20 protein-coding genes are annotated in these 17,908 nt (G+C 63.9%); 4 read left to right on the top strand and 16 right to left on the bottom strand.

The window, feature by feature from the left end:
* Genes GGC65_RS01410 through GGC65_RS01380 form a run of 7 tightly spaced genes read right to left on the bottom strand, consistent with a single transcriptional unit; the run spans position 1 to position 5,395 of the window.
* Positions 1-360: a hypothetical protein gene (locus GGC65_RS01410; protein WP_192645524.1), complete on the bottom strand. Its 360-nt coding sequence runs from the start codon at positions 358-360 to the stop codon at positions 1-3.
* Entirely contained in the window at positions 357-1,646 is a 1,290-nt protein-coding gene (gene nuoF / locus GGC65_RS01405) for an NADH-quinone oxidoreductase subunit NuoF (RefSeq protein ID WP_192645523.1), read from the bottom strand. The genes GGC65_RS01410 and nuoF overlap by 4 nt, the downstream gene beginning before the upstream one ends.
* Before the next feature lie 3 nt (positions 1,647-1,649).
* Positions 1,650-2,318 (bottom strand): complex I 24 kDa subunit family protein, encoded by a 669-nt coding sequence (locus GGC65_RS01400; RefSeq protein ID WP_192645522.1) that lies wholly within the window; start codon positions 2,316-2,318, stop codon positions 1,650-1,652.
* Positions 2,318-3,535: an NADH-quinone oxidoreductase subunit D gene (locus GGC65_RS01395; protein WP_192649343.1), complete on the bottom strand. Its 1,218-nt coding sequence runs from the start codon at positions 3,533-3,535 to the stop codon at positions 2,318-2,320. The genes GGC65_RS01400 and GGC65_RS01395 overlap by 1 nt, the downstream gene beginning before the upstream one ends.
* A gap of 35 nt (positions 3,536-3,570) precedes the next feature.
* Positions 3,571-4,470 (bottom strand): NADH-quinone oxidoreductase subunit C, encoded by a 900-nt coding sequence (locus tag GGC65_RS01390; RefSeq protein WP_192645521.1) that lies wholly within the window; start codon positions 4,468-4,470, stop codon positions 3,571-3,573.
* A complete protein-coding gene (locus GGC65_RS01385; protein ID WP_037510811.1) occupies positions 4,470-5,024 on the bottom strand; it encodes a NuoB/complex I 20 kDa subunit family protein in 555 nt (184 codons plus the stop codon). Before GGC65_RS01385 ends, GGC65_RS01390 begins: the two co-directional genes overlap by 1 nt.
* Entirely contained in the window at positions 5,021-5,395 is a 375-nt protein-coding gene (locus GGC65_RS01380; RefSeq protein ID WP_037510808.1) for an NADH-quinone oxidoreductase subunit A, read from the bottom strand. Before GGC65_RS01380 ends, GGC65_RS01385 begins: the two co-directional genes overlap by 4 nt.
* 233 nt (positions 5,396-5,628) lie before the next feature.
* Here GGC65_RS01380 and GGC65_RS01375 point away from each other — a divergent pair, with 233 nt between their 5' ends.
* Positions 5,629-6,102, top strand: coding sequence for a YbjN domain-containing protein (locus tag GGC65_RS01375; protein WP_225940625.1), 474 nt, complete (start codon positions 5,629-5,631; stop codon positions 6,100-6,102).
* 39 nt (positions 6,103-6,141) lie between these two features.
* Here the strand turns inward: GGC65_RS01375 and GGC65_RS01370 are convergent, their stop codons facing one another.
* The 4 genes from GGC65_RS01370 to thiE all read right to left on the bottom strand — a co-directional run bounded on the left by GGC65_RS01370 (position 6,142) and on the right by thiE (position 10,664).
* On the bottom strand, positions 6,142-6,960 hold the full coding sequence (locus tag GGC65_RS01370; protein WP_225940624.1) for an inositol monophosphatase family protein: 819 nt from the start codon (positions 6,958-6,960) through the stop codon (positions 6,142-6,144).
* 122 nt (positions 6,961-7,082) lie between these two features.
* Positions 7,083-7,646: an elongation factor P gene (gene efp, locus GGC65_RS01365; protein ID WP_192645519.1), complete on the bottom strand. Its 564-nt coding sequence runs from the start codon at positions 7,644-7,646 to the stop codon at positions 7,083-7,085.
* 100 nt (positions 7,647-7,746) lie between these two features.
* A complete protein-coding gene (locus GGC65_RS01360; protein WP_192645518.1) occupies positions 7,747-9,705 on the bottom strand; it encodes an OPT family oligopeptide transporter in 1,959 nt (652 codons plus the stop codon).
* A 320-nt stretch (positions 9,706-10,025) separates the two neighbouring features.
* Positions 10,026-10,664, bottom strand: a complete 639-nt coding sequence (gene thiE / locus GGC65_RS01355; protein WP_192645517.1) for a thiamine phosphate synthase — start codon at positions 10,662-10,664, stop codon at positions 10,026-10,028.
* 35 nt (positions 10,665-10,699) lie between these two features.
* Here thiE and GGC65_RS01350 point away from each other — a divergent pair, with 35 nt between their 5' ends.
* Complete coding sequence (locus tag GGC65_RS01350; RefSeq protein ID WP_225940623.1) at positions 10,700-11,098, top strand: hypothetical protein; 399 nt, start codon at positions 10,700-10,702, stop codon at positions 11,096-11,098.
* On the opposite strand, the gene GGC65_RS01345 is transcribed toward GGC65_RS01350, so the two are convergent.
* From GGC65_RS01345 to tkt, 5 genes are all read right to left on the bottom strand, one after another.
* Complete coding sequence (locus GGC65_RS01345; RefSeq protein WP_192645516.1) at positions 11,095-11,751, bottom strand: O-methyltransferase; 657 nt, start codon at positions 11,749-11,751, stop codon at positions 11,095-11,097. The two genes, GGC65_RS01350 and GGC65_RS01345, sit on opposite strands and share 4 nt — an antisense overlap.
* A gap of 4 nt (positions 11,752-11,755) precedes the next feature.
* On the bottom strand, positions 11,756-12,625 hold the full coding sequence (locus tag GGC65_RS01340) for a fructose bisphosphate aldolase (protein ID WP_192649340.1): 870 nt from the start codon (positions 12,623-12,625) through the stop codon (positions 11,756-11,758).
* Positions 12,626-12,725: 100 nt separating this feature from the next.
* Positions 12,726-13,922: a phosphoglycerate kinase gene (locus GGC65_RS01335; protein WP_192645515.1), complete on the bottom strand. Its 1,197-nt coding sequence runs from the start codon at positions 13,920-13,922 to the stop codon at positions 12,726-12,728.
* 17 nt (positions 13,923-13,939) lie between these two features.
* Positions 13,940-14,947 (bottom strand): type I glyceraldehyde-3-phosphate dehydrogenase, encoded by a 1,008-nt coding sequence (gene gap / locus GGC65_RS01330; RefSeq protein WP_192645514.1) that lies wholly within the window; start codon positions 14,945-14,947, stop codon positions 13,940-13,942.
* 36 nt (positions 14,948-14,983) lie between these two features.
* Positions 14,984-16,951: a transketolase gene (tkt, locus tag GGC65_RS01325; RefSeq protein WP_192645513.1), complete on the bottom strand. Its 1,968-nt coding sequence runs from the start codon at positions 16,949-16,951 to the stop codon at positions 14,984-14,986.
* A 167-nt stretch (positions 16,952-17,118) separates the two neighbouring features.
* Between tkt and GGC65_RS01320 the strand changes: the two genes are divergently transcribed.
* Both GGC65_RS01320 and GGC65_RS01315 read left to right on the top strand, forming a co-directional pair.
* Entirely contained in the window at positions 17,119-17,325 is a 207-nt protein-coding gene (locus GGC65_RS01320; RefSeq protein WP_192645512.1) for a hypothetical protein, read from the top strand.
* A complete protein-coding gene (locus GGC65_RS01315) occupies positions 17,318-17,764 on the top strand; it encodes a cell division protein ZapA (RefSeq protein WP_192645511.1) in 447 nt (148 codons plus the stop codon). Before GGC65_RS01320 ends, GGC65_RS01315 begins: the two co-directional genes overlap by 8 nt.
* The last annotated feature ends 144 nt before the right edge of the window (positions 17,765-17,908 follow it).

Here is a 17,908-nt window from a genome sequence, read left to right as displayed (position 1 = left end):
TCAGTGCCATCTCGCTTCGATGAAATCTGCCGGGACGTGGTAGCTCGCCCAACCAGCGTCCAAATCTTTCCGGCGGGCCTGTTGATAGGTGCCGCAAGTTTTTACGATTTTTTCTTCCAGTTTGGAAAAACGTGCCGGCGTGGCGGGCAGAAGCTTCTTGTTATCGCGACGCGCTACGAGATAATTCTCGTAAAAATTCGCTTCGCCGTTCTTCTTGGCAACCGAAACGGAACACGCCACCCAATATTTTGCGGCGGGCGATGTTTCGATGCAGGCGCACGCGGGAGCAGGCGTTGCCAAGAACGCCAATGTAGCGATGCCCATGCCGACCGAAATGAAGAGGATTGGCCCCCGCTTCATTCCGCGGCCTCCAGCGCGCCGCCATTCTCGCGGATGCGGCGTTCGATTTCGGGGCGGAAATGCTTGATCAGGCCCTGGATCGGCCATGCCGCGGCATCGCCGAGCGCGCAGATCGTGTGGCCCTCGACCTGCTTGGTCACGTCGAACAAGGTGTCGATCTCGCTGATGTCGGCATCGCCGGTGCGCAGACGCTCCATCACGCGCCACATCCAGCCGGTGCCTTCGCGGCACGGCGTGCACTGGCCGCAGCTTTCATGCTTGTAGAAATAGCTGATGCGGCTGATCGCCTGAACGACGTCCGTCGACTTGTCCATCACGATCGCGGCTGCGGTGCCGAGGCCCGAACCGACGGCCTTCAGCCCGTCGAAGTCCATCGGTGCGTCCATGATTTCGGCCGCGGGGACGAGCGGAACCGACGAACCGCCGGGGATCACTGCGAGCAGATTGTCCCAGCCGCCGCGAATACCGCCGCAATGCTTGTCGATCAGTTCGCGGAAGGTGATGCCCATCTCTTCCTCGACGACGCACGGGCGCTCGACATGGCCCGAGATCTGGAAGAGCTTGGTGCCCTTGTTGTTCTCGCGCCCGAAGGACGAGAACCACGAGGCGCCGCGGCGGAGGATCGTCGGGACGACCGCGATCGATTCCACATTGTTCACCGTCGTCGGGCAGCCATAGAGGCCGGCACCCGCGGGGAACGGCGGCTTCAGGCGCGGCTGCCCCTTCTTGCCTTCGAGGCTTTCGATCATCGCGGTTTCTTCGCCGCAGATATAGGCGCCGGCGCCGCGGTGGACGAAGACGTCGAAATCATAACCCGACTTCGCGGCATTCTTGCCGAGCAAGCCGGCGTCATACGCCTCCTGCACCGCAGCGAAGAGCGTCTCGGCCTCGCGGATGAACTCGCCGCGGATGTAGATATAGGCGGCGCGCGCGCGCATCGCGAAGCCTGCGATCAACGCGCCTTCGATCAGCTTGTGCGGATCGTGACGGATGATTTCGCGGTCCTTGCACGAACCGGGCTCGGATTCGTCGGCGTTGATGACGAGGAAGCTCGGGCGATCGGCGCGCGGCTCCTTCGGCATGAACGACCATTTGAGCCCCGTCGGGAATCCTGCGCCGCCACGGCCGCGGAGGCCCGATGCCTTGATCTCTTCGATGATCGCGTCCTGGCCGCGCTTCATCAGATCCTTGGTGTTATCCCAATCGCCGCGCGCCTGCGCGGATTTGAGGTTCCACGGCTGGAAACCGTAGAGATTGGTGAAGATGCGATCCTTATCGGCCAGCATGGCTTACCATTCCTTCCGATAATCGTGGTTGGCCTTGACCATTTCCTTCAGCGTCGTCGGGCCGCCATCGGGTTCGCTCGTGTGACGGTTCGCAAGCTGCGTCCCGGCCTTCGGCTGCTCGCCCGCAGCGAGCGCATCGAGGATGCGCACGGTGCTGTCATAGTCGAGGTCTTCGTAATTATCGTCGTTGATCTGGACCATCGGCGCGTTGGTGCAGGTGCCCATGCACTCGACCTCGGTCAGCGTGAACAGGCCGTCGGGCGTCGTCTTGCCCTTGACCATGCCGCGGTTCTTGCACGCGGCCATGACATCGTCCGACCCGCGCAGCAGGCACGGCGTCGTGCCGCAGACCTGCACATGATAGCGGCCGACGGGGACGAGATTATACATGGTGTAGAAGGTCGCGACCTCATAGGCGCGGATGAAGGGCATATCGAGCTGCGCGGCGACATATTCGATCACCGGCACGGGCAGCCAGCCCTGCGTCTGCGTCTCGGCGCCGACCTGGCGCTGCGCGAGGTCGAGCAAAGGCATCACCGCCGAACGCTGACGCCCCGCAGGGTAACGCGCGATGACCTGCTTCGCCTTTTCGGCATTTTCCGCCGTCCATGCGAACGCGCCCCAGCGCGCGCGGACTTCGGCTTCATCTGGAATTTGCGGTGCGTCGGCCATTAGCGGTCACACTCTCCGAAAACGACGTCAATGGCGCCGATAATTGCAGTGGTATCGGCGAGCATGTGGCCTTTCGACATCATGTCCATCGCCTGAAGATGCGAAAACGCCGTCGGGCGGATCTTGCAGCGGTACGGCTTGTTGGTGCCGTCGCTGACCAGATAGACGCCGAATTCGCCCTTGGGGCTCTCGGTCGCCACATAGACTTCGCCCGCGGGGACGTGGAAGCCCTCGGTATAGAGCTTGAAGTGGTGGATCAGCGATTCCATCGACTGCTTCATCTCGCCGCGCTTCGGCGGGACGACCTTGCGGTCGAGGCTGGCGATCGGGCCCGTGGGCATGTCGCGCAGGCATTGTTTGATGATCTTCGCGGACTGATAGACTTCCTCGACACGCACCATGAAGCGGTCGTAGCAGTCGCCGCGCGTGCCGACGGGAATGTCGAACTCCATCGCCGCGTAGGCGTCATAGGGCTGCGACTTGCGCAGATCCCATGCGATGCCGCTGCCGCGGATCATCGGGCCCGAGAAGCCCCATGCCAGCGCGTCCTCCTTCGACACCGTCGCGATGTCGACGTTGCGCTGCTTGAAGATGCGGTTGTCGATGACGAGGCTCATCGCGTCGCCGAACAGCTTCGGCAGGCGCTTTTCGACCCATTCGCCGATGTCGTAGAGCAGCCGCTCGGGAACGTCCTGATGGACGCCGCCCGGACGGAAATAGGCGCTGTGCATACGCGCGCCCGAGGCACGCTCGAAGAAGTTGAGGCAATCCTCGCGCAGCTCGAACACCCAGAGGTTCGGCGTCATCGCGCCGACGTCCATCACGTGCGACCCGATGTTGAGCATATGATTGCAGATGCGCGTCAGCTCCGCGAACATCGTGCGCAGATATTGCGCACGCGCCGGCACTTCGAGGTCGAGCAATTTCTCGATCGCGAGAACGTACGAATGCTCCATCCCGAGCGGCGAACAATAGTCGAGCCGGTCGAAATAGGGCAAAGCCTGCAGATAGGTCTTATACTCGATCAGCTTCTCGGTGCCGCGATGCAGCAGCCCGACGTGCGGGTCGACGCGCTCGATGATCTCGCCGTCGAGCTCCATCACCATGCGCAGAACGCCGTGCGCCGCAGGGTGCTGCGGGCCGAAGTTGATCGTGTAGTTGGTAACGGCCTGATCGCCCGCGGTGTCGGCGGTGTCGACCGGATAGCCTTCGAACATGTCGCTGCCGTGGTGCTTCACGTAAGGAGAGTCGGTCATGCGTCACCTCCTGCTTTGGGCTTGCGCGGCGCGCGCGGCTTGGCGGGCGCCTTTTCAGCCTTCTTCGTCGCGGGCGTTTTCGCCTTTGCGGCCGTGGTCGCCTTTGCGCCGTCGCGGCTGGTCTTCGCGGCCTTGATATTGGCCTTCGCCCCTGCCCCGGTCTGCTCGGGCTTTTCGGTGGTCTTCGGGGTCGGCGGCGGCGGAGCCTTCGCCTTGTCGTCCGCCTTCTTGACCTCGGCCGCCGTCATCGGCGTCGGCGCGCCCTTGCCCGGTGCTTCGCCCGTGCCGCCGGCCTTTTCATCGCCGGGCAGCACATAGTCGGCGCCTTCCCAGGGGGAGAGGAAGTCGAAGTTGCGGAAATCCTGTGCGAGCTTCACCGGCTCGTACACGACGCGCTTATCTTCTTCGGAATAACGCAGCTCGATATAGCCGGTCAGCGGGAAGTCCTTGCGCTGCGGGTGCCCCTGGAAACCATAGTCGGTCAGGATGCGGCGGAGATCCGGATTGCCCGCGAAGAGCACACCGTACATGTCGAACACTTCGCGTTCGAGCCAGCCGGCATTCGGCCAGACGGGAACGATCGTCGGCACGGGCGTCGCCTCGTCGGTCGACACGCGAACGCGCAAACGGTGATTCCGTGTGACGCTGAGCAGGTGATAGACGACTTCGAACCGCTCGGCGCGATCGGGGTAATCGACCCCCGCGATCTCCATCATCTGCTGATATTCGAGATTGTCGCGGAGCGCGATCATCACGCCCGCGATCGCATCGCGCGTCACGGTGATGCTGTCTTCGTCGACGGTGAAGACATGTTCGAGCAGGTCGGCGCCAAGCAGCGCCTTGAGCTCGGCCGCCAGCGTTTCGCGCGGCGCGACGAGAGGAGCAGGATGAGCCATCAGCGTTCGATCGTCCCGGTGCGGCGGATCTTCCGCTGCAACTGCATCACGCCGTAAAGCAGAGCTTCGGCTGTCGGCGGGCAGCCGGGGACATAGATGTCCACGGGCACGATACGGTCGCAGCCGCGTACAACCGAATAGCTGTAGTGATAATAGCCGCCGCCATTGGCGCAGCTGCCCATCGAGATGACGTACTTCGGGTTCGACATCTGGTCGTAAACGCGGCGCAGTGCCGGGGCCATCTTGTTGCAGAGCGTACCCGCGACGATCATCACGTCGGACTGGCGCGGCGATGCGCGCGGTGCGGCGCCGAACCGCTCCATGTCATAGCGCGGCATGTTGACGTGGATCATCTCGACCGCGCAGCACGCGAGGCCAAAGGTCATCCACCACAAAGAGCCGGTGCGCGCCCAGTTGAACAGATCCTCGGTCGAGGTGACGAGGAAGCCCTTGTCGCCGACTTCGCTGTTGAGGTCGTCGAAAAAGCTCTGGTCGGGGTTCGTCCCCGGGGCGACCGGCATCTGGCCGGGCATGATGATGCTGGAAGTGCTCATTCCCAATCCAACGCGCCTTTTTTCCACGCGTACACAAGGCCGAGCGTGAGTTCGGCGAGGAAAATCATCATCGTGGCCCAGCCGGCCCAGCCGATTTCCTCAAGGCTGACGGCCCAGGGAAAGAGGAAGGCGGCTTCGAGATCGAAGATGATGAAGAGGATGGCGACGAGGTAAAAACGCACGTCGAACTGGCTGCGCGCGTCCTCGAACGCCGGGAAGCCACATTCATATTCGGTCAGTTTCGCCGGATCGGGCTTGTGCGCCCCGGTCAGCCGCGCGACGCCCATCGGTAGAAACACGAAGGCGGAGGACAGGCCGACGGCGACGACCAGAAAGATCAGAATCGGCAAATATTGCGTCAGATCGACCATGGGAGCTCGCAGTTCAGTTGTTTTGGGGTGTCTTCGCACCCGTTTATCGGGGGCGCTTTAGGCCACGAAGCCGCGTGTCGCAAGCACCGCGGGCAGGATTTTCGTATCCTGCGTGACCAAAAGCACAAAGGCCGCTGGTGACAGCCCCTATCGCTGTGATAGGCCACGCAAAAAGGGTCGGTGTGCTGCGCTTTCGGGGCGCAACTTCGATAAAGGGAGCTTCCATGGGACCAATGACCACTCGCGCCGCGATCGCCTTGGCCGGCGCCGCGCTTTTCTCGGCGACTCCGGCCCAAGCCGAACTGATCAACGCGTCGAATCCCGCAACGATCAAGGCGATTCTCGAGTCGCAGGGTTGGCCCGCGACACTGGTCAGCAAGGCCGGCGACGATCCCTATCTCGAAAGCAATCGCAACGGCCTCAAATTCCTCGTCCTCTTCATGAACTGCGAAGAGGGCAAGAAGTGCAAGACGCTGCAATATTATATGGGGTTCAGCGACGCGAAGGGCGTCTCGCTCGACAAGCTCAACAAGTGGAACAAGGACAAGCGCTTCGCCCGCGCCTACAAGGACGACGAGGGCGATCCGGTGCTCGAAATGGACGTCGATCTCGATTTCCAGGGCATCCCGCGCGAGAATGTCGGTGAGACCTTCAACACCTGGGCGTCGCTGATGGACAGCTTCCGCGAGTATGTTTTCGAGAAATGAGATTGCGGCCCTCCCCTGCACGGGGAGGGCGCAAGATTATCAGGCGTTGCGGAGCGCGCCCGCGACGAGCTTCTGCAGCTTCGAATGCACCGCGGCGCTGCCGGCGATGAATTCGCTGCGCTCGATCGCGCGGTCACCACCACGAAAATCGCTGACGAAGCCGCCGGCTTCGCGAACGAGCAGCATGCCCGCGGCGACGTCCCAGACCTGCAGGTCGCTTTCCCAGAAACCGTCGTAACGGCCTGCGGCGACCCATGCGAGGTCGAGGCTGGCGGCGCCGAAACGGCGGATGCCGGCGACTTCGGGTGCAACTGCACCGAAAATGCGGCTCCACTGCGCCATATTGCCGTGGCCCATGTACGGGATGCCGGTCGAGATGAGGCATTCGTTGAGGTGGCGGCGCGACGCGACGCGCAGGCGGCGGTCGTGCAGCCAGGCGCCACGGCCGCGTTCGGCCCAATAGCTTTCGTCGGTGATCGGCTGATAGACGAGCGCCGCGGTGACGTCGCCCCAGCCGCCGCCGGGCTTGGGTTCCTGCACCGCGATCGAGATCGCGAAATGCGGGATCGCGTGGAGGAAGTTCGAGGTGCCGTCGAGCGGATCGATGATGAAGCGCGGCTTGCCGGGCTCGCCTTCGATAATCCCGCCTTCTTCGAGCACAAAGCCCCAGCCCGGACGATCGCGGCCGAGCTCGTCATAGAGCGTGCGCTCGGCAGCCTGATCGGCCTTCGAAACGAAGTCCGCGGGGCCCTTTTGCGAAACCTGCAGATGCTCGATCTCGCCGAAGTCGCGGCGCAGCTTCGTGCCGGCCTTGCGCGCGGCGCGTTCCATAACGGTGATGATGCCTGATACGGCCATGATAATATCTCCCCCCTCCCGCTTACGGGAGGGGTCGGGGGAGGGATTGTTTCTTCAGGGGAGCGACGCGTCCCTCGACACGCCCTCCCCTAACCCGTCCCGCAAGCGGGAGGGGAACTTAATCAGTCGGCGCGGCGGACATATTCGCGGTCGTACACATGCACGACGATCTTCGTTCCGCTCGTGATGTGCGGCGGCACCATCACGCGCACACCATTGTCGAGGATCGCGGGCTTGTACGACGACGAGGCAGTCTGCCCCTTCACCACCGCATCGGCCTCGACGATCGTCGCTTCGATCGTTTCGGGCAGTTCGACCGAGATCGGGCGCTCTTCCCAAAGTTCGAGCACGACGTCCATGCCGTCCTGCAGGAATTCATGTGCTTCGCCGACGACGTCCTTGCCGATGTTGATCTGCTCGAAGCTGTCCTTGTCCATGAACACCAGGTCGTCGCCCTCGGCATAAAGGAACTGGAAATCCTTGGTGTCGAGGCGGACCTTTTCGACCGTGTCGGCGCTGCGGAAACGGTTGTTGAGCTTGCGCCCGTCGATGAGGTTCTTGGCTTCGACCTGCATATAGGCGCCGCCCTTGCCCGGCTGGGTGTGCTGGATCTTGGTGACCTTCCAGATGCCACCTTCATATTCGATAATATTGCCGGGACGGATTTCAACGCCGGTGATTTTCATCGCGCACACTCACAGTTCAAGGATGGAAAGAGCCGCCGGCATATCGTGATATGCCGGTCACAGGAGCGCGCCTTTAGCCGCGTGCGCGGCGAAGAGCAAGTCAGGGCGTCGCGACGACAAGGCGGCGCGTGCGCCGATAGCTGGCCCATACAAGCACAACGAACAGGGTCAGCCCGACCCACGGCGCATAGGGCGCATAGCCGTCGCCGGTTATCGCCAGCGGCGCGTCATTGTCGGTCACATAGACGGTGCCGGCGTAAAAGACGCCGAGCAAGCTTTCGCCGACGATCATTCCCGTTGCGGTCAGCACGCCCATGCGATGCGCGAAGCTCGCGTTCGGGCGCTTCGATGCCCAGCGATCATAGAACCAGCCGCCAATCGCGCCGATCACGACGGGCAGGATCACCGCCATCGGCAGGTAGATACCGATCCCGATGGCCAAGGGCGGGAGCCGCAGCTTGCCCGCGCGGCCGAGCAGCGCGTCGACGATGATGAAGCCGATTCCCGCGAGCACGCCATAACCGAGCATCGTCCAGTTGAGGTCGCCGCCGAGCACGCCCTTAGCCAGCGACGAAATCAGCCCCGCCTGCGGCGCCGCCAGCGCTTCGGGCCCCGCACCGGGGACGCCGACAAAGCCAACGGTCTCGTTGAGCACATTGAGCACCGGCGGGACGACGAGCGAGCCGAAAATCACGCCGATGATCAGCGCGACCTGCTGCTTCCACGGCGTCGCACCGACGAGCTGGCCGGTCTTCAAATCCTGGAGGTTGTCGTTCGAAATCGTCGCGATACCGAACACCAGGCCGGTAACGATCAGCGCATAGGCGACCATCGCGGCGACTTCTTCCTCGCCGCCGCCCCGACCGAGCAGGCCGAGCAGGAGCAGCGACGACGCGATGATCGCGAGGATGCCGATTCCCGATACCGGCGAGTTCGACGCACCGATCAGCCCCGCCATATAGCCGGTGACCGACGCGATCATCAGCCCGATCACAATGATGAAGAGCAGCGCGCCCGCGATGAGGATCATCGCCGATCCGGCGAGCGGTCCGCCCGCGAGCACGGTCCAGAGCAGCCAGCCGATCGGCAGCATCAGCGCCAACGATCCGCCGAACACCCAGTTGATCGAGATATCCTGTTCCTCGATCGCCAGCGTCTGCCCGCCCTGCCGCGCGCGGCTCGCCGCCATCGCCGAGCGGATGCCACCGATGACCGGCCCCGCAATCTTGATCAGCGTCCAGATCGCCGCGATCGCAATTACACCCGCGCCAAAGAAACGGACGTCGGCGCGAAATACGGTGTTCGCCAGCGTCTCGGCATCGCCTGTCCCGCCCTGCGTCAGGATCGGGAGCAACACCCACCAGCCGGTGACCATCCCGACAAGCTGCGCCATGCCGACCGACAGGCCAACGAGATGCCCGACGCCGAACAGCGCGAAGGCAAGCCCGCCCGCGACCCCCGTCGCGCCGCTGCCGACCGCAAACCAGCGCGCGACTTCTGCGCCTGCAAGTTTCATCTGGGTCATCAGGGTAAAGACGGCGGCGACGATGCTGTTCCACAGCAAGGCCGACAGCCCAGCGCGATTTTCCTCGGCACCCTCGGCGCTGGCAGCGCCCACCTGCAGCACTTCGGCGGCCGCGCGGCCTTCGGGATAGGGAAGGTCCGATTCGACCACCAGCGCGCGGCGCAGCGGCACCGAAAAGAGCACGCCCAAAATGCCGCCGAGCATCGTGATCGCGGTGGTCTCCAGCATTGGAAAGCCCTGCCAATAGCCGACCATGACGAGGCCCGGGAGCACGAAGATGATCGCCGCCAGCGTGCCCGCGGCGCTCGCGATCGTCTGGACGATATTATTCTCGAGGATCGTCGATCCGGCCATATAGCGCAGCAGCGCCATCGAAATCACCGCCGCGGGAATCGAGGTTGCAAAGGTCAGCCCGACCTTCAGCCCCAGATAGACGTTCGCCGCGGTGAACATCAGCGTCAATATGCCGCCGAGTACAATCGCGCGGATCGTCAGTTCGCGTCCGCGCGAGGTCGGCGTGGTGGTATCGGTCATCAACATTCTCCCCGCCCGCTGTCTTGCGGCGGCCCGCACACAGTGCAAGCGAAAAGCCACGAGCCGAAGCCGGTTGGATCAAAACGCCAAAAGCGACGAGCCGATATGCTTTTGACGCAACGGTCCAATATGACGTGCGACATCAACGCCATATCAGCCGCCATGATGAGTATCGATCTTTCGGATCTTACCCCGCCGCCTCCGCGCGGCAACGCAGCAACTTCGTCGCGCGGGGCGCCTTGCGCCGGCCTTTTTGGCTGGCGCAAGGATGCGGCGGCGCCGCGGGTGTCGAAGGATGCTCCGAAAACGCCGGGGCGCGATTACCCAGCGGGTTGATCGTCGAGGAGAGCGCCGAATGCGCGCACTGCGGCCGCCGGTCCTTCGGGATATGCCCAGACGCCGCCCGACACCGCAAGGAAATCGGCGCCCGCTTCGATCAGCACCGGCGCATTTTCGACGGTAATTCCGCCGATCGCGACGCACGGCAGTTCGAACATACCCTGCCACCATTCGAGGATTTCGGGGTCGGCGTGATGCTCGACCGTCTTGGTCGTCGTCGGGAAGAAGGCGCCAAATGCGACATAATCGGCGCCCGCCTCGCCCGCTTCCATCGCGAGGTGGCGGCTTGCGTGACAAGTCACGCCGATCTGCGCCTGCGGCCCCAATATCTTGCGCGCTTCCTTCGGATCGCCGTCGTCCTGCCCTAGATGGACGCCATCGGCGTCCAGCCGCTTGGCCAGCGCGACGTCGTCATTGACGATAAACGCCACCTCGTGCGCGGCGCATAACGCCTGCAACGGCTCGGCAAGCCGCGCCGCCTCATGCTGATCGATGTCCTTGACGCGAAACTGGAACGCAGCAACGGGTCCGGCGCCCAGCGCTTCGGCGAGCCGATCCGGAAAATCGCCGCCGACGTCGAGCGGCGAAATGAGATAAAGTTGGCAGGTCGGTGCTTTCATGGCGCGTTCATAGCGGCGACGTCACAGGCGGGCAAATGCAGAACATACACCGCCTCGCGATCATCGCCCTCCCCGCCGCCCTCGCCCTTTCCGCCTGCGCCACGACGCGCGGCGCGCCGCTGCCCGACGGCAGCGACGTCGCGCTCGGCCAGAAGGCCTATGTCGATGGTCCGCTTGTCCAGCCGGTCGAAGTGATCGAGGACAGCCGCTGCCCGATGAACGCGCGCTGCGTGTGGGCGGGCCGTGTGCGGGTGAAGATGGTGTGGATTCGCGGCAATGGCGAGAAGCAGCCGTTCGAAGCGACGCTCGGTGAGCCCGTCCAGCTGGCCGACGGCCAGTTCACGCTCGAATCGGTGCGACCCGAAAAGATGACCAATGTGACGATCAAGCCGTCGGATTACCGCTTCTCGTTCCGCTTCGCGGGCGGGCTTTAAAGCACCCGCGCCAGCACGAACCCGTCCCAGCCCTTGGCGCCGACCGTCTGGATGGCGGTCGCGTCGAGGCGGTGATTGGCGTTCAGCATGTCGAAAAGCGCGCGCGTACCGACGATGCGTTCGTCGTCGCTGCCCGCCTCCAGCACCCCGCCTTCGCGCACGACATTATCGACGATGATCGTCGTGCCGGGGCGACCGAGGCGGATGGCCTCTTCGACGTAGCGGACATTGCTCTGTTTGTCGGCGTCGATGAAAACCAGATCGAAGGGCGTCTCAGCGGTCATCGCCGCCAGGCTTTCGACCGCCGGACCAACGCGGATATCGACCTTGTCGGCCAATCCGGCAGCTTCCAGATTCGCTTGCGCAACGCGCGCATGATGCGCTTCGAGTTCGAGCGTCACGAGCGATCCGTCCTCGCTCAGCGCCCGCGCAAGCCAGATCGTCGAGTAGCCACCGAGCGTGCCGACCTCTAGGATACGCCGTGCGCCCGCGATCTGCGCGAGCAGGAACAGCATCTTGCCCTGCGTCTCCGACACATCGATCGGCGGCAGGCCCTGTTTTTCATTGTTCGCGAGGGTGGTGGCAAGCACGTCGTCCGCGCCCAGCAATTTGCCGGCGATATAATCGTCGACGGCTTGCCACCTCTCTCCCATCACTTCAGGCCACGGAGGCCGCGTGAATTTCGTTGATCGCTTTGCCCAGCGACGCGTTGAATTCCTCATCGCTCATCTGGTGGCGCAGGTCTTCGAGCAAAGCGCGGCTGAAGCTCGCGATGATGCCGGGATTCTTGGCCAGCTCGACGCACGCCTCGGGGCGCGCGAAACCACCCGACAGCGCGACGACGCGCAGCACCTTGGGATGATCCACGAGCGGCTGGAACAAACCTGCTTCGGTCGGCAGGGAGAGCTTGAGCATCACCGGCGCGCCGGTCCAGGCGTCGAGCGCCGCGAGCAGTTCCTTCTGCAACAGGCGGTCCGCCGCGTCGCGCTCGGGGCTCTTGATGTTCACTTCGGGCTCGATGATCGGAACAAGACCGTGCGCCGCGATGCGCTTGGCTTCGGCGAACTGCTGTTCGACGATCGCTTTCACGCCCTTTGCATTTGCAAGATTGACGACGCTGCGCATCTTGGTGCCGAAAACGCCCTTCGCGACCGCACGCTCGCAGAGTTCGTCGAGGCCCGGGTTGGCCTTCATCAACTGGACGCCGTCAGCCTGATCTTCGAGCCCCTTGTCGACCTTCAGAAACGGCACGACGCCGCGTTCCCAGAGCAGCGACGGAACGGGCTTGCCGCCGGCTTCGCCGTCCATCGTGCGCTCGAACAGGATCGCGCCGATCACCTTGTCGCCGTTGAAGCAGGGTGCGGTGACGATGCGGCTGCGCATATCGTGGATCAGGCCGAACATTTCCTCGTCGTTCGAGAAAGCGTCGGCTTCGATCCCGTAACCCTTCAATGCCTTGGGCGTCGAACCGCCGCTCTGGTCGAGTGCGGCGATGAAGCCCTGCCCCGATTTGATCTGGTCGAGCATGGCGGCATGGACGGTGGTCATAGGATCTCCGGTTGTTTGCATACGTATGTCGCGGTGCGCATAGCGGCCCCGTCGGCGGGATGCAATGCGGTGGAAAAGCCTAGGCCTTCAGCGCGTCGACGCCCGGCAACGGCTTGCCTTCCATCCATTCGAGGAAGGCGCCGCCGGCAGTCGAAACGAAGGTGAAATCGCCGGCAACGCCGGCATGGTTGAGCGCGGCAACGGTATCGCCGCCACCCGCGACCGAGATCAGCGAACCTTCGCGCGTCAGCGCTGCAGCAGTCTTCGCCAGCGCGACGGTCGCGGTGTCGAACGGCGGCGTCTCGAACGCGCCGAGCGGGCCGTTCCAGACGAGCGTGCGGCAATTCTTGAGCACATCGGCGAGCGCCTCGACCGCGGCGGGGCCGACGTCGAGGATCATTTCGTCGGCCGCGACCTCGTGCACGTTGACCGTGCGCGTCGGCGGGTTCGGCGCGAATTCCTTCGACACCACGACGTCATAGGGCAGATGGATCGTGCAGCCCGCAGCGTCGGCTGCGTCGAAGATCGCATTGGCGGTATCGACCAGGTCATGCTCGCACAGCGACTTGCCGACATCGACCCCGCGCGCGGCGAGGAAAGTATTCGCCATGCCGCCGCCGATGATCAGATGATCGACCTTGCTGACGAGGTTGCGGAGCACGTCGATCTTGCTCGACACCTTGGCGCCGCCGACGACCGCGGCAACCGGATGCGCGGGATTGCCGAGCGCGGCATCGAGCGCCTTGAGTTCGGCCTCCATGGCGCGGCCCGCGTAAGCCGGCAAACGGTGCGCAATGCCTTCGGTCGAGCCATGCGCGCGGTGTGCCGCGGAAAAGGCGTCGTTGACGTAAAGATCGCCGATCTCGGCCAGAGCATCGGCAAAGGCCGGATCGTTCTTTTCCTCGCCGGGATAGAAGCGCGTGTTTTCGAGCACAGCGACATCGCCCGCGGCGAGTACGGCGATACCCGCTTTCGCGCCCTCGCCGACGGCTTCGGGGATGAACATGACCGAATGGCCCAGCACATCCTCGACGCCGCCCATGACGAGGCTTAGCGACTGTGTCGGGTTCTTCGCGCCCTTCGGTCGCCCGAAATGCGCGAGCAGCAGGACGATAGCGCCCTTGTCCGACAGTTCACGGATCGTCGGCATCGCCGCCTGGATCCGCGTCGCGTCGCTGACCGCACCCTCGAACAACGGGACGTTGAGGTCGACGCGCACGAGAACGCGCTTGCCGGTGACGTCACCGATATCGTCGAGGGTCTTGAATGCGGTCATCGACGTTTTCCTTCGGCTCAGAGGAACTTGGCGATCACGCCCGCGGTGTCGATCATGCGGTTCGAGAAGCCCCATTCATTGTCGTACCAGCTGAGCACGCGCACCAGCTTGCCGTCGATGACCGAGGTTTCGAGGCTGTCGATCGTCGAGCTGTGCGCATCGTGGTTGAAATCAATCGAGACCAGCGGCTCGTCGGTAAAGCCGAGCACGCCCTTGAGTTCGCCCTCGGCGGCTTCCTTCAGCAGCGCGTTGACCTCTTCTTTCGTGGTGTCGCGTAGCGGCGTGAAAGTCAGGTCGACGACCGAGACATTGGGGGTCGGGACGCGGATCGACGAGCCGTCGAGCTTGCCCTTGAGTTCGGGCAAAACGAGGCCGACGGCAACGGCGGCGCCGGTGCTCGTTGGGATCATCGACATCGCGGCGGCGCGGGCGCGGCGCGGGTCCGAGTGGATCTGATCGAGGATCTTCTGGTCGTTGGTGTAGGCGTGGATCGTGGTCATCAGCCCGCGCTCGATCCCGATCTTCTCGTGCAGCACCTTGGCCAGCGGCGCCAGGCAGTTGGTGGTGCACGACGCGTTCGAGACGATCACATGCTCGGGGCCGATCTTGTCATGGTTCACGCCATAGACGACGGTCAGGTCGACTTCCTTGGCCGGAGCCGAGATCAGGACGCGCTTGGCCCCGGCGTCGAGATGCGCCTGACCACCCTTGCGGTCGGTGAAAAAGCCCGTGCATTCCAGGGCGATGTCGATCCCGTTGGCGGCGTGGGGCAGCTTGGCGGGATCGCGCTCGGCGGTCACCTGGATGCGCTTGCCGTTTACGATCAGGTCGCTGCCATCGACTTCGACAGTGCCGTTGAACGGCCCATGGACCGAATCGCGCTGGAACAGGCGGGCGTTCGCCTTGGCGTCGGCCAGATCGTTGATCGACACCAGTTCGAGGTCATGGTCGGTGCGCTCCAGAATGGCGCGAGCCACATTGCGGCCGATGCGTCCGAAACCGTTGATTGCAACCTTCACTGCCATGTCGAAACGTCCTTTCTGCGTGGGGTAAGCCGGTCCTTAATTGCCGAGCTTCGCCAGTATCTGGGGGGTGATAGCATCGGCGGTAAGGCCGAAATGCTTGAATAGGTCTTCAATCGGGGCCGAGGCGCCGAAGCTGTCGATGCCGAAGCGCAGGCCATGGCGTCCGGTATAGCGTTCCCAGCCGAAAGTCGTGCCCGCCTCGATCGACACGATCAGCGCATCGTCGGGCAGAATATCGGACTGATAAGCGGCGGTCTGTTCATCGAAAAGTTCGGTCGAGACCATCGAGACGACGTCGGCGCCATGACCTGCAGCCTCGAGCTTGTCGGCGACTTCGATCGCGAGCGACACTTCCGAACCCGTCGCAACGAGCACGACCTTGCGCGCAGCCGAGGCGCCGCGAAGGCGGTAACCGCCTTTCGCGCAAAGATTTTCGCTGACGTCATGGCGCAGCGGCGGGAGGTTCTGGCGCGTCAGCGCGAGCAGCGACGGCCGGCTTTCCTGCGCCAGCGCGAGCGCCCAGCATTCGGCGGTCTCGACCGCGTCGGCGGGCCGCATCACGAGCAGGTTCGGCATCGCGCGCAGCGACTGGAGATGCTCGATCGGCTGGTGCGTCGGGCCGTCTTCGCCAAGCCCGATGCTGTCGTGCGTCATCACATAGACGACGCGCTGCTGCTGGAGCGCCGACAGGCGGATCGCGGCGCGGCAATAATCGGCGAATACGAGGAAGGTGCCGCCGTACGGGACGACGCCGCCGTGCAGCGCCATGCCGTTCATCGCGGCCGCCATGCCGAACTCGCGGATGCCGTAATAGATATAACGGCCCGAATAATCATTCTTCGTCAGCGGCTTGGTCGACGACGTCTTGGTGTTGTTCGAACCGGTGAGGTCGGCGCTGCCGCCAACGAGCGCGCCGATATCGGCGGTCAGCGCGGTCAGCGTATTCTCGGACGCCTTGCGCGTTGCAACCTTCGGCGGTTCGGCGACGAGGCCGTCGAGATAGGCTTTGAAGGCGTCGCCCGGAACGACCTTGCCGTTCAGCCGGCCCTCAAATTCGCTTTTCTTGTCGCTATTTGCGAGGCGATCATTCCATTCGGCATGAAGTGCCTTGCCCTTCTCGCCGAAGGCAGCCCACGCCGACGCGATGTCGGCGGGAATGACGAAAGGTTCGGCGGTCCAGCCCAGTTCCTCGCGCGCCGCGGCGACTTCGTCGGCGCCGAGCGGCGAACCGTGCGTTGCCGAGGTGCCCTGCTTGTTCGGGGCGCCGAAACCGATGACGGTGCGGCACGCGATCAGCGACGGGCGCGGATCGGCGAGCGCGGCGTCGATCGCGCGGCGGATATCGGCGGGGTCGTGCCCGTCGCAGCTTTCGACATGCCAGCCGGTCGCGGCATAGCGCGCCGCAATGTCTTCGCTCGTCGACAGGTCGGTCGACCCGTCGATCGTGATCTTGTTGTCGTCCCACAGCACGGTCAGGCGCTCAAGCTGCAAATGTCCAGCTAAACCAATGGCTTCGTGATTGATGCCCTCCATCAGACACCCGTCGCCCGCGATGACATATGTGCGATGATCGACAAGATCGTCGCCATAGAGCGCGTTGAGGTGCCGTTCGGCGATCGCCATGCCGACCGCGGTGGCGAGGCCCTGCCCCAGCGGGCCGGTCGTCGTCTCGATGCCTTCAAGCTCGAAATTCTCGGGATGCCCGGCGCACGGGCTGTGCAGCTGACGGAAATTGCGGATGTCGCCCAGCGTCGGGCGCGCATAGCCGGCAAGGTGCAGCGTCGCATAAGCGAGCATCGAGCCATGGCCCGCCGACAGAACGAATCGGTCGCGATCGGCCCATTTGGGATCTGCGGGATCGAATTTCAGATAGTCCGAATAGAGGACCGTCGCGACGTCGGCCATGCCCATGGGCATCCCCGGATGGCCGCTGTTCGCGGCCTGTACGGCATCCATCGAAAGCGCGCGGATTGCGTTGGCGAGCTGACGTTCGGGCAGTGTCATTGGTCCCCCGGAAAGGTTGGGATTGGTCCGGACGGTACGCCCGGATCGGATGCGGACAGCCCTTTGCGGGGGTGGGGGCAGGAGTCAACCGCCCGTGACGGAAAATCCGCGCATTTTGGACCGACACGGCAATTGCACCCCCTCCCCCGCACTGCTAACCCATGGGCATGGAACTCGATCTCGACGAATCCAGCCTGGCCATCGGCCGTATCGAACGCGCGCTCAGCCGCATCGAAAAGGCGCTCGCCGATCGTGCGAACCGCCCCGAATCGGCCACCACGCCTCCCGCTGCCGACCAGTCTGCGCTGAAGGCCGAGGTTGCAGCCGTGATCGGGGAACTCGACCTGCTGATTGCGGAGGCCAAACGTGGCTGACGTGAAACTCACGATCGCGGGGCGCCCCTATGACCTGCATTGCGAGGACGGGCAGGAAAGCCAGCTGGTCCAGCTCGCCGCCGTCGTCGACGAAAAAGCGCGCGCGATGGCGGGGGGGACCGAAGTCCGCCAACTGCTTTTCGCCGCGTTGATGCTGGCCGACGACGCACAAGAGGCGAAGGGCAAGATAGAGAAGTCCGAGCCCCAATCCGATTCGCTCCGTGCCGCGGTGGCGCTCGCCGAAAGCCGTGAGGCGGCGGCACGCGACGAGTTGCGCGCCGCGGTTTCGCGCGAGCAGGCGGCGCTTAAGCAATTGGAAATGGCGCACCAGAACGCGCCGGCGCCGGCACCTTCGGCCAATCCGTCGAACAACCGCGCGCTTCTGCAAATCGCCGACCGCATCGAGGCCCTGGCCGCGAAAGTCGAGCAACTCCCTTGAGCAACCGGGTCCGCCGCCCTACATAGGGGGTGGCGGGTACTGCCCGGCACGAGCTTTTGCGAAAATCCCTGAGGCGATACATCATCCTAGGGGGCTGTCCCTGCCCGGACCCTGGTCCGACGTACATGGTCCCCACCTGACGTT

This window comes from Sphingopyxis sp. OAS728, from assembly GCF_014873485.1.
In the GTDB taxonomy this organism is placed as follows: domain Bacteria; phylum Pseudomonadota; class Alphaproteobacteria; order Sphingomonadales; family Sphingomonadaceae; genus Sphingopyxis.
This window is presented reverse-complemented; position numbering and strand designations above follow the sequence as displayed.

Coding starts and splice junctions, on each gene's coding strand:
- GGC65_RS01410 (WP_192645524.1), bottom strand. CDS start 360: ATGAAGCGGGGGCCAATCCTCTTCATTTCGGTCGGCATGGGCATCGCT.
- nuoF (WP_192645523.1), bottom strand. CDS start 1,646: ATGCTGGCCGATAAGGATCGCATCTTCACCAATCTCTACGGTTTCCAG.
- GGC65_RS01400 (WP_192645522.1), bottom strand. CDS start 2,318: ATGGCCGACGCACCGCAAATTCCAGATGAAGCCGAAGTCCGCGCGCGC.
- GGC65_RS01395 (WP_192649343.1), bottom strand. CDS start 3,535: ATGTTCGAAGGCTATCCGGTCGACACCGCCGACACCGCGGGCGATCAG.
- GGC65_RS01390 (WP_192645521.1), bottom strand. CDS start 4,470: ATGGCTCATCCTGCTCCTCTCGTCGCGCCGCGCGAAACGCTGGCGGCC.
- GGC65_RS01385 (WP_037510811.1), bottom strand. CDS start 5,024: ATGAGCACTTCCAGCATCATCATGCCCGGCCAGATGCCGGTCGCCCCG.
- GGC65_RS01380 (WP_037510808.1), bottom strand. CDS start 5,395: ATGGTCGATCTGACGCAATATTTGCCGATTCTGATCTTTCTGGTCGTC.
- GGC65_RS01375 (WP_225940625.1), top strand. CDS start 5,629: ATGACCACTCGCGCCGCGATCGCCTTGGCCGGCGCCGCGCTTTTCTCG.
- GGC65_RS01370 (WP_225940624.1), bottom strand. CDS start 6,960: ATGGCCGTATCAGGCATCATCACCGTTATGGAACGCGCCGCGCGCAAG.
- efp (WP_192645519.1), bottom strand. CDS start 7,646: ATGAAAATCACCGGCGTTGAAATCCGTCCCGGCAATATTATCGAATAT.
- GGC65_RS01360 (WP_192645518.1), bottom strand. CDS start 9,705: ATGACCGATACCACCACGCCGACCTCGCGCGGACGCGAACTGACGATC.
- thiE (WP_192645517.1), bottom strand. CDS start 10,664: ATGAAAGCACCGACCTGCCAACTTTATCTCATTTCGCCGCTCGACGTC.
- GGC65_RS01350 (WP_225940623.1), top strand. CDS start 10,700: ATGCAGAACATACACCGCCTCGCGATCATCGCCCTCCCCGCCGCCCTC.
- GGC65_RS01345 (WP_192645516.1), bottom strand. CDS start 11,751: ATGGGAGAGAGGTGGCAAGCCGTCGACGATTATATCGCCGGCAAATTG.
- GGC65_RS01340 (WP_192649340.1), bottom strand. CDS start 12,625: ATGCTCGACCAGATCAAATCGGGGCAGGGCTTCATCGCCGCACTCGAC.
- GGC65_RS01335 (WP_192645515.1), bottom strand. CDS start 13,922: ATGACCGCATTCAAGACCCTCGACGATATCGGTGACGTCACCGGCAAG.
- gap (WP_192645514.1), bottom strand. CDS start 14,947: ATGGCAGTGAAGGTTGCAATCAACGGTTTCGGACGCATCGGCCGCAAT.
- tkt (WP_192645513.1), bottom strand. CDS start 16,951: ATGACACTGCCCGAACGTCAGCTCGCCAACGCAATCCGCGCGCTTTCG.
- GGC65_RS01320 (WP_192645512.1), top strand. CDS start 17,119: ATGGAACTCGATCTCGACGAATCCAGCCTGGCCATCGGCCGTATCGAA.